Origin of the sequence: Fluviicoccus keumensis (genome assembly GCF_004217445.1) — a bacterium.
GTDB classification, from domain to species: Bacteria; Pseudomonadota; Gammaproteobacteria; order Pseudomonadales; family Moraxellaceae; genus Fluviicoccus; species Fluviicoccus keumensis.
On sequence record NZ_SHKX01000011.1, the window covers coordinates 600155 to 615773 of the forward strand.

At 59.2% G+C, this 15619-nt stretch carries 16 protein-coding genes; 9 read left to right on the forward strand and 7 right to left on the reverse strand.

Annotated features, from left to right (window positions below; all coding sequences use genetic code 11):
• The first annotated feature begins 91 nt into the window (after positions 1–91).
• On the forward strand, positions 92–322 hold the full coding sequence (locus EV700_RS08035; protein WP_130412525.1) for a sulfurtransferase TusA family protein: 231 nt from the start codon (positions 92–94) through the stop codon (positions 320–322).
• A gap of 19 nt (positions 323–341) precedes the next feature.
• Here EV700_RS08035 and EV700_RS08040 read toward each other — a convergent pair whose 3' ends face one another.
• The 7 genes from EV700_RS08040 to EV700_RS08070 form a co-directional block, all read right to left on the reverse strand.
• A complete protein-coding gene (locus tag EV700_RS08040) occupies positions 342–806 on the reverse strand; it encodes a peroxiredoxin (protein WP_130412527.1) in 465 nt (154 codons plus the stop codon).
• 13 nt (positions 807–819) lie between these two features.
• A complete protein-coding gene (locus tag EV700_RS08045; RefSeq protein WP_130412529.1) occupies positions 820–1350 on the reverse strand; it encodes a glycine cleavage system transcriptional repressor in 531 nt (176 codons plus the stop codon).
• Positions 1351–1428: 78 nt separating this feature from the next.
• Positions 1429–2118 (reverse strand): 7-cyano-7-deazaguanine synthase QueC, encoded by a 690-nt coding sequence (gene queC / locus EV700_RS08050; RefSeq protein WP_130412531.1) that lies wholly within the window; start codon positions 2116–2118, stop codon positions 1429–1431.
• Positions 2119–2120: 2 nt separating this feature from the next.
• Entirely contained in the window at positions 2121–2783 is a 663-nt protein-coding gene (gene queE / locus EV700_RS08055; RefSeq protein WP_130412533.1) for a 7-carboxy-7-deazaguanine synthase QueE, read from the reverse strand.
• Between the two features lie 81 nt (positions 2784–2864).
• Entirely contained in the window at positions 2865–3857 is a 993-nt protein-coding gene (gene ybgF, locus EV700_RS08060; protein ID WP_165391384.1) for a tol-pal system protein YbgF, read from the reverse strand.
• Between the two features lie 7 nt (positions 3858–3864).
• Complete coding sequence (locus tag EV700_RS08065) at positions 3865–4587, reverse strand: Stp1/IreP family PP2C-type Ser/Thr phosphatase (protein WP_165391385.1); 723 nt, start codon at positions 4585–4587, stop codon at positions 3865–3867.
• Positions 4588–4638: 51 nt separating this feature from the next.
• Positions 4639–7209, reverse strand: coding sequence for a CHASE2 domain-containing serine/threonine-protein kinase (locus EV700_RS08070; protein WP_130412539.1), 2571 nt, complete (start codon positions 7207–7209; stop codon positions 4639–4641).
• 269 nt (positions 7210–7478) lie between these two features.
• On the opposite strand from EV700_RS08070, the gene EV700_RS08075 reads away from it, so the two are divergent.
• The 8 genes from EV700_RS08075 (at position 7479) to EV700_RS08110 (ending at position 15577) form a co-directional block, all read left to right on the forward strand.
• Entirely contained in the window at positions 7479–8927 is a 1449-nt protein-coding gene (locus tag EV700_RS08075; RefSeq protein ID WP_130412541.1) for a hypothetical protein, read from the forward strand.
• Positions 8928–8937: 10 nt separating this feature from the next.
• Complete coding sequence (locus EV700_RS08080) at positions 8938–10014, forward strand: cyclic nucleotide-binding domain-containing protein (protein WP_130412543.1); 1077 nt, start codon at positions 8938–8940, stop codon at positions 10012–10014.
• Entirely contained in the window at positions 10011–10910 is a 900-nt protein-coding gene (locus EV700_RS08085) for an NAD(+) kinase (protein ID WP_130412545.1), read from the forward strand. Before EV700_RS08080 ends, EV700_RS08085 begins: the two co-directional genes overlap by 4 nt.
• A 16-nt stretch (positions 10911–10926) precedes the next feature.
• Positions 10927–11193, forward strand: a complete 267-nt coding sequence (locus tag EV700_RS08090) for a YeaC family protein (protein WP_130412604.1) — start codon at positions 10927–10929, stop codon at positions 11191–11193.
• 24 nt (positions 11194–11217) lie between these two features.
• Positions 11218–12105 (forward strand): prenyltransferase, encoded by an 888-nt coding sequence (locus tag EV700_RS08095; RefSeq protein ID WP_130412547.1) that lies wholly within the window; start codon positions 11218–11220, stop codon positions 12103–12105.
• Between the two features lie 105 nt (positions 12106–12210).
• On the forward strand, positions 12211–13836 hold the full coding sequence (locus EV700_RS08100; protein WP_130412549.1) for an NAD(P)/FAD-dependent oxidoreductase: 1626 nt from the start codon (positions 12211–12213) through the stop codon (positions 13834–13836).
• Positions 13833–14552, forward strand: coding sequence for a TrmH family RNA methyltransferase (locus EV700_RS08105; RefSeq protein ID WP_130412551.1), 720 nt, complete (start codon positions 13833–13835; stop codon positions 14550–14552). The genes EV700_RS08100 and EV700_RS08105 overlap by 4 nt, the downstream gene beginning before the upstream one ends.
• 257 nt (positions 14553–14809) lie before the next feature.
• Positions 14810–15577, forward strand: coding sequence for a hypothetical protein (locus EV700_RS08110; protein ID WP_130412553.1), 768 nt, complete (start codon positions 14810–14812; stop codon positions 15575–15577).
• Positions 15578–15619: the final 42 nt, after the last annotated feature.

Below are 15619 nucleotides of genomic sequence, written 5' to 3' on the forward strand. Positions count from 1 at the left end.
TTCATAATTACCTGCCCCGAACGTGCTGCAGGCATTGTCGGTGATGGCCGCGAACCGGCCTGTACCATTTTTGCAATCTTAAGGAGCCGACATGTTGCTGGATGCCCGCGGGCTGCGCTGCCCGATGCCGCTGTTGAAGCTGAAGCAGGCGTTGCATGCCTTGCCGCCCGGAGGATCGCTAACCGTGCTGACGACGGATGCGGGGTCGAAGCGTGACTTTGGGGCCTTCCTGCGGCAGGCAGGGCATACCCTCGTCAGCCTGGAGGAAGGAGAAAGCGAGTTCAGGTTTGAGATACGGAAATACGGGCCGGATCCGGGTTGATCCGGCCCGCCGGGTTTTTTTACAGCGCCTGAACGGCCTGCAACACTTCGGCTGCGTGTCCGGGCGCCTTCACCTTGCGCCATTCTTTCACCAGCACACCTTCGGCGTTGAACAGGAACGTGCTGCGCTCCAGTCCCAGAACCTGCTTGCCGTACATGTTTTTCATGCGGATCACGTCGAAAACCTTGCACATGGCTTCATCGGCGTCACTCAGCAGATCGAAGGGCAGGCATTCGTTGGCCTTGAAGCGGTCATGCGAAGTCATCGTGTCGCGGGAAATCCCGAAAACCCGGCAATTCAGCCGGTCGAATTCCGGCATCAGGTCACGGAACTGCTGCGCTTCCGTGGTGCAACCGGGAGTAGCGTCGCGGGGATAGAAATAAAATACGACGGGGGCGCCCTTCAGGGCCGCCAGTTCCACTGTGCGGTTACCGGTAGCGGCAACAGACAGGGCGGGCAGGTTGTCGCCAATAGCAAGGCTCATGCAGGTAATCTCGTTAGTTTTTGTAGGGTTCTATGATGGCATCAAGGTTGCGATCGTCGCAGAAAAGCATGAAGTTTTCCCGCAGCACCCCAATGTGCATGCGCGCGGGGATGTTGATGATCATGTTCAGGGCAAACATGGGCGATCCGGTGTGCGGCGCGGCGTAGGTGCTGGTTTCCAGCGATTCGATGTTGATACCCTGCACCGCGAAGAAATTGGCGATTTCATGCACAATCCCGGGGTTGTCCAGTGCAATGACATTGACGTTGTAGGGCAGGGCTTCCTTTTGCGGTTCACGGCGGTTGGTGCGCTTGACCACGATGGAAAGGCCCAGCCGGCTTTCCAGGACGGGAATCTGGGCTTCAAATTTGGCGACGGCGTCCCAAGGGCCCGAGACCATCATGATGATGGCGAATTCCTGCCCCATGACTACCATGCGGCTGTCGGCGATGTTGCAGCGGGTCTCGCTGGCGGCTCCGGCGATGGCATCGACGATGCCGGTACGGTCTTCACCCAGGGCGGCGAGTACGAGATGCTTTTCCATGAAGTTTTCCGGTAATCAGGTTTCTGGTAAACGTTTTAGCAGAGTTATTCCGACAGCTGCAACCTTCTTCGGCAACTGTCACGGGCTTGTCGCATAACGGGTCGGATCGGGCACGCCCGCCGCCCGGAATCCGGCGGCGCGCAAGCGGCAACTGTCGCATTTACCGCAGGCCCGGCCGTCTTCGTCCGCCTGGTAGCAGGAAACGGTCAGACCGTAGTCGACCCCCAGCGCCAATCCGGCATGAATGATTTCACCCTTCGTCAGGTGCAGCAACGGGGCTTCGATGCGCACCGGATGACCCTCGACCCCGCCCTTGGTGGCCAGCGCCGCCATTTTGGCAAAAGCCTCGATGAACTCGGGGCGGCAGTCCGGATAGCCCGAATAGTCAACGGCATTGACCCCGATGACAATTGCGTCAGCATCCGTCACCTCGGCGTAGCCCAGGGCGAAAGCCAGGAATACGGTATTGCGCGCCGGGACATAGGTCACCGGAATACCGACGGACTCCTCTTCCGGCACCGCGATGGAACTGTCGGTCAGGGCCGAGCCGCCGATCATGCCCAGATCCAGCCGGATAACCCGGTGTTCCACTGCCTTCATCGCGGCGGCCAGGCGGGCGGCCGCCAGCAGTTCGCTGCTATGACGCTGCCCGTAGGCAAAGCTGAGGGCGTAGCAGTCGTATTTTTCCGAGGCCATCGCCAGACAGGTGGCGGAATCCAGACCGCCGGAGAGCAGGACGACGGCGCGGGGGCGGGTATGACGAGACATGTTCAGTGTCCGGGTTCGTTATTCCAAAGATACTTGTGCAATTGCAGCTGGAAACGCACCGGCAGGCGGTCATCCAGAATCCACTCCGCCAATTCGCGGGGGGCCAGCTGGCCGTGGCTGGGCGAGAACAGGACATCGCCGGCGCGATCCGCCAGTTGGTATTCATCCAGTTTGAAGCGCGCCCATTCATAATCCTTGCGGCTGCAGATGACAAACTTGACCTGATCATGCCGGGTCAGGAGCGCCATGTTTTCATAGAGGTTGCGATGCATTTCCCCGGAGTCAGGCGTTTTCAGGTCCACAACCCGGCTAACGCGCGTGTCGACGTCGCGGATGTCCATGGCGCCGCCGGTTTCCAGCGATACCCGGAATCCTTCATCGCATAGCTGTTTCAGAAAGGGGATGCAGTTCGGTTGCGCCAGCGGTTCGCCGCCGGTGACGCAGACAACGGGCGTGCGGTAAGCGCGGATCTGTTGCAACAGCGCGTCGAACGAGAATTTCTCGCCGCCGCTGAAGGAGTAAGTGGTGTCACAGTACACGCAACGCAGCGGGCAGCCGGTCAAACGCACAAAGACTGTCGGAACACCGACGCTGCGGGCTTCTCCCTGAAGCGAATGAAAGATTTCCGTGATGCGCAGTTCGCGCGGGAGATTGTCGGTCAACATCAGGTAGCAGGCACACCGGTCAGGAAGCCCGGAGCGGCGAGGGCGCTCCGGGTTGGGGGCAAAAAAGCGATTGTAGCAAACTTAATGCGTCGGCTTGGCCTTTTCTGCCTTTTCGGGTTTAACGCCGGCGTCGGTCTTGGACGGTTTGTCGGCTGCTTTGGCGTCGGCGGCGGGGGCTTTGGCCTTGCTTTCCGTCTTGGCGGGCGACTTGCTGTCACTGGCCGGCTTGGGCTTGTCGGCCTTGGGCAGCGGCTGGTGGTGTTCCGTCAGCCATTGCTTGGCGGAAGCGGCTTCCGCACTGGCGGGGAAACGCTTGAGGATTTCCTGCAGATAGCGGGCGGCGTCCGCGGTCTTGCCGTCCACGTCCGCCAGGCTGGCCAGTTTCAGCAGGGCGGAAGGCACCTTTGGCGTATCAGGGAACTGTTCCACCAGAATCTTGAAGCTCTTGCGGGCATTGTTCACGTCCGCCGGCGATGCCGCCAGATAAAACTCGCCCAGCCAATAGTAAGCGCCGGGAATATAAGTGCTTTGCGGATAGGCCTTGATGAACTCGCGCATCGGATTGATGGCCTTGTTCGGGCCGCCGCTGCGGTAGACCTCATACGCGGCGAAATAGGCCTTTTTTTCATCATCCGGAGAGGGAGCCTTGGCGGTATCGGTCGTCGCGGCCGGGGTTGCCGCCGCCGTCGGCGCGGGATTGACCGGTGTTGCGGCGACTGGAGCCGGTGTTTCGGTCGGGGCGGCAACCGGCGGACGTGCGCTCAACTGCGTGATGCGCTGGTCCAGGTCAATATAGCGGCTGCGGGCATCCTGCTTCAGGCGTTCAATCTGGTTGGACTGTACTTCCAGCTGTCCGCGCAACTGGCGGATTTCCTGTTGCAACTGCTGTACCTGCTGGTAGAGATCCCACTGGACCGACGGAGCGCTGTCCATGGATTGGCTTTGCAGGGGTTGGGCGGTTGCAACCGGTCGGGTCTGAACCGCGCCGCTGAGGGGCTTTTCTTCAACAGTGACTTCCGCATGAACGGCGGCGGCCGTCAGCAGGGAGGAAACCAGGAATCCGATTTTACGCATGGTGGGTCTAGAAGCCGGCAAGAATGATGACCGAGACATTATCCTTGCTGCCGCGCGCGTTGGCTAGCTCCACCATGTCCAGTCCGACTTCATCAATGGCATGAGGACGACCCAACAGGGCGGCCATTTCATTTTCGGTCAGCATGTCATAAAGACCGTCACTGCACATCAGGAAGCGATCGCCCGCCTGGACGGAAACCTGGCCGTAATCCATGGTGATTTGCGGCTCCAGGCCCAGCGCACGCGTCAGGATATTGCGGGAGACCTTTTCCCGGGCTTCTTCCGGCGTATAGAGACCCTGATCGATGAACTCCTGCAACAGGGAGTGGTCGCGGGTCAATTGCTGGAAATCACCCCGACGCAACAGATACAGGCGGGAGTCGCCGACATGGGCGTAATGCAGGACATTACCGTCAACCAGCACCACGACCACGGTCGTGCCCATGCCGCGACAGCGGATGGATTGACGGCTTTTTTCCCGGATGACGGAATGGGCGGCCTGCACCGAAGACTCCAGGCGCTCATGCGCGGAAATACCGCGCATGGTCTGCCGGAGGATGGCGGAAATGGTTTCCACGGCCGTGCGACTGGCGACTTCACCGGCGCTGTGTCCGCCCATCCCGTCCGCCAAAATGGCGGCGGGGATTTCCGGCAGCGCAAGGATGCAGTCTTCGTTACTGGTCCGGGTTTTTCCGGTGTCAGTAAAGCCGTATATCTTGATGTTGTTCAAGGCGCGCCCCTTACCCTCTTGTTGCGGGCCAATATCCGTTCAGCCATCCGTTCAGCTTTCCTGCTGGTGTCCGGCGCACGATTCTACGCAGTTCTTGATGGCGCGGGCGAACTCGCGACCGGTCTGGAACCGGTCTGCCGGGTTTTTCGCCAGGGCTTGGTCAATCACTGCCGAGATGCAGGGGAGTTGCGTTTCCAGTTCAGGACGCTTGCTGAACAGGGGAGGGTGCGGTTCGTTGGTGATCTTGAACATCAGCGCGGCCATGGATTCCGCGCGGAAGGGCGCGGTTCCGGTCAGCATCTGGTAGAACATCACGCCCAGGCTGTACAGGTCGGAACGTCCATCCACCTTCTGTCCGGCCAGTTGCTCCGGGGACATGTAGGTGGGCGTGCCCAGCACGGTGCCGGTCTTGGTCTTGCTGGAGTCGGTGATGCGGGCGATACCGAAGTCGGTGATCTTGATCTCGCTGTTTTCCGGGTTGAACATGATGTTGGCGGGCTTGATGTCGCGGTGCACGATATGGAACTCGTGCGCGTAATCCAGGGCCAGCGCGGCCTTGTGGATAATGTTGATCACCTTCGGCACCGGCAGCAGGGTTTCCGGCTTTACATAACGGGCCAGGTCATGGCCTTTCAGGAACTCCATGGCGATATAGCACAGGTCGTGCTCTTCGCCCGCATCGTAAATGGTGACGATATTGGGGTGGTTCAGACGGCCGGCGGTTTCGGCTTCGCGGAAAAACCGCTCCTTGACTTCGGCCAGCTCGTCGTCCTCGAACTCGTCCTTCAGCGCCATGGTCTTGATGGCGACCACGCGGTTGATTTTCGGGTCCTTGCCCAGATAGACCACACCCATGGCGCCCTTGCCCAGTTCCTTTTCCACCTGATAACGGCCCAGCATCGGCTTCTCGTCGCTGTTGGGGTCCATGATCATGGTGGCGTTGGAGGCGCTGGCGGAGCTGCCGCCGAAAATGACGGTTTCTTCCAGCTTTTGCGCACGGGCCAGTTTCTGCTTCAGGTCGCGGAAATCCGGGTTGATTTCGGCGGCATACTGGTACACGGAAACCGCCTTGTTGAACTGGCGCTTGCGTTCATAGTCCAGGGCCAGGTTGTACAGCACATCCAGCAGGGACTCTTCGCGCGGGCACTTGCGGAATTTTTCGAAGGCCATGTCCAGCTGACCGGCCTGTTGCAGCGCCAGACCCAGCTGGCGGTTCGATTCGGCCGACTGGGTATCGGAATGGGCCTTGGCGCGTTCCGTGATCAGGTAGTGCTTGGTGGTCATCAGCACATGGCCCAGCACCACCAGGATGGCGGGCAGCATCAGCGGCACCCAGGTGGCGGAACCGGTCATCAGCGTAAAGTGCGCGATCAGGATGGCGACGACAAACCCGACCGAGGCAACGGCGGCCTGACTGGCCTTGAGACGCGGCAAACCCAGCATCAGGTACAGCGCCGCCACCAGGAACAGGCCCCAGCGCAGCGCCGAGCTCCATTCCGGCACCAGATAGAAGTTCTGGTTGAGGATGCTGGCGACGTTGTGCGCCAGGATCAACGCGGGCTCCATGGCCGGAGAGATGGGCGTCACCTGCGGAGATCCCAAGCCGTAAGCAGTGGGGCCGATGATGACGATCTTGTCCTTGTATTTGCTGACCGGGATTTTGCCCGAGACAACGTCGTAGAAAGAGTCAACGGTGAACGGGGGGTGATCGCTGATGTCGCCGTAGTAATAGGTGCGCATCTGCGAGAATTCATCGGTCTTGATCTTCAGCTTGCCGATCTGGACGCTTTCGCCAAGGTTGAGATGAATATCGGCCGGTTTGAGATTCAGGCTGCGCGCCGCCAGCATCAACGACAATGAGGGGTAATACTGGCCGTCATAGCTCACCACCAGCGGCTCGGCGCGGATACCGCCGTCTTCGTCGGGATTGATGCTGAGATGGCCGAGGAGGGCAGCACTGCCGCCCAGTTCCGCAATGGGCGGAACCGCTTCACTGGTTTCCGGGGGCAGGCGGCCGGTATTCGCGGCATCGATCCGGTCAGCAATGGCGGTGACCTGGTTGCGCTGCACAAAATCCGGCAGCGGCTTGTCAGGGTGTCCCTGCATGGGTCCCAGCACGAACTGCATCGGCAACACGACGTTCTTGGCGGCGGCCATGGAATCGGCCAGTTGCTGGTCGGTATTTAGCGCGGATTCGGCCTCGGCCAGTTTCATCCCCAGTTCGCCGACATCGGGATTGTCGCCCAGCGGCGGGTTGGCCAGTTTCTGGCCGTAGAATTCGTTGAGTTCGCGCAGGTATTTCAGGCCCGGATCGATCTGCGGCTCCGACAGGAAGATCGGTAGGCCGATGGCTTTGGCGCCGCCCTGATTCAGCGCACCGATCATTTGCGCCAGGTAGCTGCGCGGCCAGGGCCAGCGGCCGATGTTGCTGATGCTCTGGTCGTCGATGGCGATGACGGCAATCTTGTCGCCCGGTTCGTGATGGCTGGAGCGCACGCCCATGTCGTAGGCATAGCGTTCCAGATTGTCGACCACGGGGGAAGAAGATAAAGCGGCCACGACGGCGGAAATGGCAAGAGCGAACACCCAGTCGCTCTTCCAGGAGAAGGAAATTTTACGCATAGCAAACCCTGCCGCATTTTTTATCTGTAGTTTCTAGCAGAGGCATCCGGCGCATACAAGCGACGAATGAGGTTTTGGCGAAATAATATTGATTTCACGAATGTTTGTGGCGTTCATGCGCGGCCATCGCCCGTGCTGAAGCGGAGTTTTCCGGACCCGGTTCTCATTACCGGGACGACAGTGCTTGCCGTGTGTCCGGCAGTCCTCTATATAAACAAGCATAAACACAAAATTGTCCGCCCTCGCTTCAGGGATTGTCGGGAGTCGCCATGTTGCAGTCCACCGCCGTGTTCCAGGAACTGCTGATGTTCTGGGATGGCGAAGATATCGCCAAGTCCATGCTGTATGAAGATTTTGACGTGACGCTGAGCGGCATGGTGCCGCAGGCCCAGTACGCGCGCGAGGAAAAGAAGGGCGCGTATATCCAGATTGATGACAGCCTGACCATCAAGGGATGTGTGCTGTTCACCATCCGCTTTGACCGGCAGGGTTTTGCCGAGGCCGGATGGAATATCCCGCTGAGTCACCTGGTGGAAGTGGCCGGTCTGGGGCCGGACATGGGGCGCGGCCCCATCCGCCTCGCGTGCCGCAGCCAGTGTCCGGTCTCATGGCACGCGCCGCGCTTGTGGGACCCTGTGCTGCGCGATGACCTGAATACCTTCGAGCAGATCCGCGAGGCGCTGCCGTCCGCCTGTGAGCGCTTCGGCATCCGCGCCCGTCGGCCCGCCCTGACCGAAACCAATATTCCGGTGCTGTCCACCGCTGATCTGGTGCCGCAACCGTGGGAATCGGATCTGCCACACCTGCCGGCGGAAACCGAAGCCTTGCAGCAGCAGGTCAGTGATTTGCTGCTGAAATTGCAAACGTTGACCACCGAGCGTGAGCAGACCGTCAACGAGCAAGCCTACGTTCACCAGCAACAACTGGACATTCTTCAGACCCAGAACCAGAAACTGGTGGAGCAGCAACGCACGCTGAAAACGCAACTGGATGCCCAGCTTGAGCGGATGGAGGCCTTGCACAGCCAGATTATCAGCCTGTCAGGCATAGAAAGTTCCTTGAAAAGCGAGCGGACCGAGAACGAACGCAAGCTGAAAGAATTGCAAGCCGCCCTGAGCAAGGCCGGGGAAGCCCAGCAGCAGGTTGCGGTGTTGCTGGAAGCCAAGGAGCAGGAGTTTGCTTCACGGTTGTCACGGCGGGAAACCGAGCTGGTGCTGGCGATGGATCGTCGCCTTGACGACGAGGCCAACCGCCACCTGTTGACCGTCAAATCCTTGCAGGCGGAGCTGGAAGAGCGGGATCACCAACTGGCGGAACTGGAGAAGAGCCTGGAGGCCGAAAGGGCGGAGCAGGCGCGCATCGCCGAGTCTTCCGCCGACAGTTATTTGCGCGAGCTTCAGGGCATGGGGATGAGTTTTGTGGTGTATCACCCCGGCGTAGGCAACCTGTCGGTGCCGGTGGATGATCTGGCGTCGTACACCCGCAATCCGCCGGCGTATGTGGCCAGGAAATGCCTGGTCAGCGAGGAGCATTACCGCGAATGGATCCGGCATTTTGAAAACCCGCGCTGTCTGGCGAGCATCGGAGAAGGCGCCTGTTGCAACGCCCGGCTGATCCGGGTGGATTCCCCGGCCAAATTCGTTTCGGGACAGTCGGACCGCTGCGCCCGTCATCAGGGCGCTGACACCGCCATCCTTAACGTCCTGAAGTTCCAGTAGGAGGCTGCCCATGTTCCGTAACAGTCTGAATCTGGACGTACTGCATAACTTTGTCCCGTTGAACGCCCTGACCCGCACGCGCTTGCAGGAAGTGGTGGCCGGTTGCCGCATCCAGTCATTGCCCGCCGGCAGCGTGTTGTTCCGTTTTGGCGACCCGCAGGTGCAAAGCGTTTTCCTGCTGAGCGGTCAGGTTGAATTGATCGCCCATGACGGCGAGGTGGCCATGGTGGATGCCACGGATGTCGCCGCCAACCACGCCCTGGCCCCGGGTAATCCGCGCCAGTTCACCGCTACCGCCCTGACAACGGTGAATATCCTGGCCGTGAACCAGCAACGGCTTTATGACGCGCTGCTGTGGGAGCAAAGCCTGTCCAGCCTGGCGCAAACCCTGTTTGCCGAGCTGCCGGGCGACATTGATCGGGACTGGGTGCTGCGCTTGCTGCAGTCCCGCGTATTCCACAGCGTGCCGCCGATGAATATCCTGGCGCTGATACGGGCCATGACGCCCCGGCCGGTAGCCGACGGGGAGCAAATCATTCATCAGGGGGCGGAAGCGGATTGCTGCTATTTCATCCGCGAAGGCCGCGCCAAGGTTGTTCAGCATGAGGGCGGTGCGGCGACCGTGGTCGCCTATCTGGGCAAGGGTGAGTATTTCGGTGAGGAAGCGTTATTGCAGGACGCCCCCCGGAATGCCGACGTCATCATGCTGGAGGATGGCGTGCTGATGCGGCTGGAAAAGCAGGACTTTGACCGGCTGTTGAAAAGCCCCAGTCTGGCGGCGCTGGATTTCGCATCGGCTGAACGGCTGGTTTCCTCCGGAAAGGGCCAATGGCTTGATGTGCGGCTGCCCGAGGAGTATAAGCAGGGGCATCTTCGGGAGGCGATCTCGATGCCGCTTCAGGATCTTCGCCATAAGGCCCTGCAATTGCCGCAGGACCTGCACTATGTCGTTTATTCCTTCAGTGAGCAGCGCAGTGCCGCCGCCGCCTTCATGCTGGGCGTGCTCGGTTTCCGGGCCTCGGTGCTGACGGGCGGTCTCTGGAATCTCAGTCCCGAGCAGAGACAGTCCAATCTGGAAACAGGATGAGCAGAGAAACCTTTCGCAATATCGGCCTGGTGGGGCGTCCCGGCAAGGCCTCGGTGGTACAGACCCTGGATGTGCTGGAGAAGTATCTGGTCGATGCGGGCGCCAAGGTCATCTATGACGAAGACACCGCGCGGCTGATGCCTTCGATGAGCCAGCAGGTGTGTTCGCGCGCGCTGATGGGCGAGATGTGCGACCTGGTGATCGTGGTGGGTGGCGACGGCTCGCTGTTGCACGCCGCCCGCGCCCTGGCTCGTTTCAAGACCCCGGTGCTGGGCGTCAACCGCGGCCGCCTGGGTTTCCTGACCGATATTTCCCCCGACGAGCTGATCACCAAGGTGTCCGAGGTGCTTTCGGGCAACTACACCATGGACCATCGCTTCCTGCTGAATCTGGAGGTACGCTCCAACGGCAGTCCGGTGAGCGAGTCCGTGGCGTTGAACGATGTCGTGCTGCACGCCGGTAAATCGGTGCACATGATCGAATTCGAACTGTATGTGGAAGGCGAGTTTGTCTATCGCCAGCGCTCCGACGGCCTGATCATCGCCACGCCGACCGGTTCAACGGCCTATGCCTTGTCCGGCGGCGGACCGATCATGCACCCGAAACTGGATGCCATCGTGGTGGTGCCGATGCATCCCCATACGCTGTCCAGCCGTCCCATCGTGGTGGACGGCAACAGCGAGATCAAGATCCGCATTTGTGAAACCCGCATTCGTCCCATGGTCAGCCCTGACGGTCATTCCGGCATCAACCTGAACCCCGGCGACTGGCTGTACATCAAGAAGCATCCCTTCAAGCTGCGGCTGATCCATCCGCCCGGCTACGACTTTTACGCCGCCTGCCGCACCAAGCTCGGCTGGGGCAGCCCCATTACCGGAGACGACGACAGTGAATGAGCAAACCATCGCGGCGATGCTGGCCGCCCTCAATCCCGACATCGTGGCCAAACTGCGCCTGGCGATTGAACTGGGCAAGTGGCCCGGTGGTGAGCGCCTGACCCGTGAACAGCGGGAAACCTGCATGCAGGCCATGCTGGCCTGGGAGCTGAAGAACCTGCCGCCCCACGAACGCACCGGCTACATTGACCGGGGCACCAAGCAGGATGGCGAAATCTGCGGCGATGACAGCAAGCACGAACATCAGGCAGCGGATGAGCAGTTGCTGAAGATTATTCAGTAATCCATTGTTATTATTGGATATTAAATGATTCGAGATGTGCTGGGCATCATCCGTCTGCCGTTCCTGATCCTGGCTCCGGCCTGCGTACTGGTGGGCGTGGCGGTGGCCCAATGGGAAGGGCATGCGTTGTCCGGCCTGAATGTGGCGTTGGTGATTCTGGGAGCGGTTCTGGCCCACATCAGCGTCAATGCCTTCAATGAATACTTCGATTGCCGCAGCGGTCTGGACAAGCTGACAGCGCGTACCGCCTTCAGCGGCGGCAGCGGCACCTTGCCGGGCCGACCCGAGTTGATGAAGCTGGCGCTGGCGATATCCGTGGGATCGCTGGCGGGGACGGCGCTGATCGGTCTGTATTTTGTCTGGCTGCATGGCTGGCAGTTGCTGCCCCTGGGCATCTTCGGGTTGGTGCTGGTGGTGACCTACACGATCTGGTGGGTCAACAATCCGCTGATGTGCCTGATTGCGCCCGGCCTGGGTTTTGGCGTGCTGATGGTGATGGGCGCCCATTTCGCACTGACCGGCCAATACAGTGTCAGTTCCTTTGTCGCTTCGCTGCCCTTGACCTGCATGACCAGCAACCTGTTGCTGCTGAACCAGTTCCCGGACGTTGAGGCCGACAAGCAGGTTGGCCGTCGTCACTTTCCCATTGCCTTTGGCCGCCAGGCCAGCGTGCGCTTGTACGGGGTTTTGCTGCTGGTGTGTTACGGCTCCATTGTCGCCGGTGTGATCGGCCATTGGTTGCCGCCCGCCGCGCTGGTAACGCTGGCCACCGCATTGATCGGCTGGCGCATCTACCGTTTCGCCGGACAGCACGCCGATGACATTCCGGCGCTGATTCCTTCCATGGGGCTGAATGTGGTGATCAACCTGCTGACGCCGTTGCTGCTGGCGGCGGGATTGTTCTTCGGCTAAAGAGCGGCTCTACCGTCATGACGCCGCCCCGTGCAAGGGGTACAATATCGCCCCATACCTTCGATCACCTTACCTTTGCCGGATAACACCGGCCGGGAACCCGCCATGATCCGTATTACCGAACTTGCCCTGCCGCTGGACCATACCGACGCCGACCTGCGCAAAGCCATCGTGGCGCGCCTGAAGATCAATGACGCCGACCTGCTGGATTTCACCGTGTTCAAGCGCAGCTATGACGCGCGCAAGAAAGGCAGCGAGATCAAATTCGTTTACATCATTGATTTGCAGGCCCGCAACGTCGACAAGCTGCTGGAGCGCTTTGTCAGCGATCCGCATATCCGTCCCGCGCCGGACACGTCCTATCATCCGGTCGCCAAGGCGCCTGAAGGCTTGTCCGAGCGGCCCATCGTCATCGGTTTCGGCCCTTGCGGCCTGTTCGCGGCGTTGACGCTGGCGCAGATGGGGTTCAGGCCGATCGTGCTGGAGCGCGGCAAGGAAGTGCGGCAGCGCACCAAGGATACCTGGGCGCTGTGGCGGAACAAGACGTTGTCGCCGGAATCCAACGTGCAGTTCGGCGAGGGCGGGGCGGGCCTGTTCTCTGACGGCAAGCTTTACAGCCAGATTAAGGACCCCAAGTTCTATGGCCGCAAGGTGATGCAGGAGTTCGTGCGCGCCGGAGCGCCGGAAGAAATCCTGTTCGTCAGCAAGCCGCACATTGGCACTTTCCGCCTGACCGGTGTGGTATCGACCATGCGCGAGGAAATCCGCGCCCTGGGCGGGGAAGTCCGTTTCCAGAGCCGGGTTACCGACCTGCTGATTGACAACGGCCGCATGCAAGGCGTGGTGCTGGACAACGGCGAAGAACTGCGCAGCCAGCATGTGGTGCTGGCCCTGGGCCACAGCTCGCGCGATACCTTCCGTCTGCTGCACCGTCGCGGCGTGCATATCGAGGCCAAGCCGTTTGCCGTCGGCTTCCGCATCGAGCATCCGCAATCGCTGATCGACAGCGCGCGCTTGGGCAAGTACGCCGGGCATCCGGCGCTGGGGGCGGCGGATTACAAGCTGGTCTATCACGCCAGGAATGGTCGCGCGGTCTACAGTTTCTGCATGTGTCCGGGCGGTACCGTGGTGGCCGCAACCTCCGAACCGAACCGGGTGGTAACCAACGGCATGAGCCAGTATTCCCGCAACGAGCGTAACGCCAACGCCGGTATCGTGGTCGGCATCAGTCCTGAGCAGGATTTTCCCGGTGGCCCGCTGGCCGGTGTCGAGTTCCAGGAACAGCTGGAATCGAAGGCCTTCGAACTGGGCGGCCGTGATTATTGCGCTCCCGGCCAGTTGGTGGGCGATTTCATCAAAGGCGTGCCGTCCAGCGCCTTCGGCGACGTGGAACCCTCCTACAAACCCGGCGTGAAGCTGGGTGATCTGGCGGAATCGTTGCCGCCCTACGTGATTGAAGCCATCCGCGAGGCCTTGCCCGAGTTCGGCAAGCAGATTCGCGGGTTTGACCGCGACGATGCCGTGCTGACCGGCATTGAAACCCGTACGTCGTCGCCGGTGCGCATTACCCGCGACAACCATAGCTTGCAAAGCCTGAACACCATCGGCCTGTATCCGGCCGGGGAAGGCGCGGGATATGCCGGGGGCATCCTGTCCGCGGGCGTGGACGGCATCAAGGTGGCCGAAGCGGTGGCGCTGGATATGGTGGCCCGTGCGGAGAACGCAGCGTGACCTTCGACGAGATCCGCAAGCTGCACCAGAAAAAGTACCGCGAAGCCCTCGGGCATTTCCTGGTGGAAGGCGAACATCTGGTGCTGGAGTTGCAGAAAGCTGCGCTGACCCGGCCGGAACTGCGCGAATCGCGGTTGTATGTGACCGAGCCCTACGCCGACTGGCCGACCCCGTTCCGCAAGACCGTGGTGACGCCTAAGCAGATGACGGCCATGGCGGATACGCAGACGCCGCAAGGCATCCTCGCGGTCGCGCCCTTGCTGGCGGCGTCCGGATCGTCGGATGGCGACAAGGCCGTGTACCTTTACGAAGTGCAGGACCCCGGCAATCTGGGCACCATCCTGCGCACGCTGGGCTGGTTCGGCGGTTTTCGCTGCCTGCTGAGTCCGGGCAGTGTCGATCCTTTCAATCCCAAGGTGGTGAGGGCTAGTATGGGCGCGATCTTCCACGTGCCGCTGGAGCTGGATGTGCCGTTGGACAGTCTGCCGGGACGTTATTCATCCATTGCCTGTCTGGATATGACGGGTAAACCGTTGAGTGATGCCGCGTTTGCCGGGCATGATTGCTATGTCTTTGGCAACGAGGCGCGCGGTGTGCCTCGCGATGCGCTGGCGGCCATGCGGGCGCGGCCGTTCACCATTGCCGGGGGCGGGGCTATTGAGTCGCTGAATCTGGCGACGGCGGTGAATATGTGTGTTTATGAGTTGAAGCGGTGATTGGATGCGTCTGCTGAAGTTGCGGAAGCGGAATTGGCTGTGAGGATTAGTGAGGGGCTCAGTTGACGAGGTTGGCCCGCACTGCTAGCTTTCAAGCATAGCGTCCCATGGATTTAGTTCGCATAGCAATGCAATGCAAGGCGCTCATGTCTTGCAAATTGCTAATTTTTTTTAAAAAACATGGGACTAAATCCTGTTGGGCGAACTGCTTGCTATGCTTGCTCTGTGGTCGAAATATTGGCGGATATTTGAGTTTTATGAAGAAAATAATTTTGTTGTTTCTTTTTTATGGAAATTCTGCGTTATCGAATAACGAAGATTTTCTTATTGAAAAAGTTATTGAGATGTACCCTAATTCAAAAGTTGAGGCACTTGCGACAGGAGGTCTTGATGAAAGTGGTGCTAGTTATATAGGTGCACTTATTAAGAATGGTGCTGATGAAGACGTTCCTGAGCCTGATGCTGACTTAACATTGGTTTTACTCAAGGAGGTTAGTCCAAAGAAATATTTTGTAATTACATACTCAAAACCATGGCAGTACTACTCTCGACGAAATAACGATTCTGAAATTCACATAGATAATAAATCTATTATTGTAACAGAGACTAATCATAGTGGTTGCTGTTCGCGTAATGTTTCAATCTATAAATTTAAGAAAGAAAGAAACGACTTCTACTTGGTAGGCGTAGAAAAAGTCGGTTATGCATCATATACAATCAATCATATAGATGAAAATCACACTTTTGGCACAAGTGTCAACTACTTGACCGGAGTTGTTAAGTATTGGAGAGCTGGCGGAGTGCCAATTAATAATGATTCTTTTGATTTTTCTAAAAATAAATATGTGGAAAAGCAATTTAAATTCAAAAAAAACTCCATAATTAGTATTTCAAATTTTAGTGCGACAAGTGTTAATGATGGCGTCAACAGAGAATTTTGCGGTGGAGTAAATGAATATTTCAAGTATTTATTGTACAGTGACAGTATTCACCTGACACCCGCCCCCGGCGGGTTGTTCATTTAAGCAGCTTTTTTGGTGCTTGGCTTCTCCTGTTTGGTGGTGTTG

Bases quoted from the DNA above. Each gene is read 5' to 3' on its own strand.
- EV700_RS08035 (WP_130412525.1), top strand. From the start codon at position 92: ATGTTGCTGGATGCCCGCGGGCTGCGCTGCCCGATGCCGCTGTTGAAG.
- EV700_RS08040 (WP_130412527.1), bottom strand. From the start codon at position 806: ATGAGCCTTGCTATTGGCGACAACCTGCCCGCCCTGTCTGTTGCCGCT.
- EV700_RS08045 (WP_130412529.1), bottom strand. From the start codon at position 1,350: ATGGAAAAGCATCTCGTACTCGCCGCCCTGGGTGAAGACCGTACCGGC.
- queC (WP_130412531.1), bottom strand. From the start codon at position 2,118: ATGTCTCGTCATACCCGCCCCCGCGCCGTCGTCCTGCTCTCCGGCGGT.
- queE (WP_130412533.1), bottom strand. From the start codon at position 2,783: ATGTTGACCGACAATCTCCCGCGCGAACTGCGCATCACGGAAATCTTT.
- ybgF (WP_165391384.1), bottom strand. From the start codon at position 3,857: ATGCGTAAAATCGGATTCCTGGTTTCCTCCCTGCTGACGGCCGCCGCC.
- EV700_RS08070 (WP_130412539.1), bottom strand. From the start codon at position 7,209: ATGCGTAAAATTTCCTTCTCCTGGAAGAGCGACTGGGTGTTCGCTCTT.
- EV700_RS08075 (WP_130412541.1), top strand. From the start codon at position 7,479: ATGTTGCAGTCCACCGCCGTGTTCCAGGAACTGCTGATGTTCTGGGAT.
- EV700_RS08080 (WP_130412543.1), top strand. From the start codon at position 8,938: ATGTTCCGTAACAGTCTGAATCTGGACGTACTGCATAACTTTGTCCCG.
- EV700_RS08085 (WP_130412545.1), top strand. From the start codon at position 10,011: ATGAGCAGAGAAACCTTTCGCAATATCGGCCTGGTGGGGCGTCCCGGC.
- EV700_RS08090 (WP_130412604.1), top strand. From the start codon at position 10,927: ATGCTGGCCGCCCTCAATCCCGACATCGTGGCCAAACTGCGCCTGGCG.
- EV700_RS08095 (WP_130412547.1), top strand. From the start codon at position 11,218: ATGATTCGAGATGTGCTGGGCATCATCCGTCTGCCGTTCCTGATCCTG.
- EV700_RS08100 (WP_130412549.1), top strand. From the start codon at position 12,211: ATGATCCGTATTACCGAACTTGCCCTGCCGCTGGACCATACCGACGCC.
- EV700_RS08110 (WP_130412553.1), top strand. From the start codon at position 14,810: ATGAAGAAAATAATTTTGTTGTTTCTTTTTTATGGAAATTCTGCGTTA.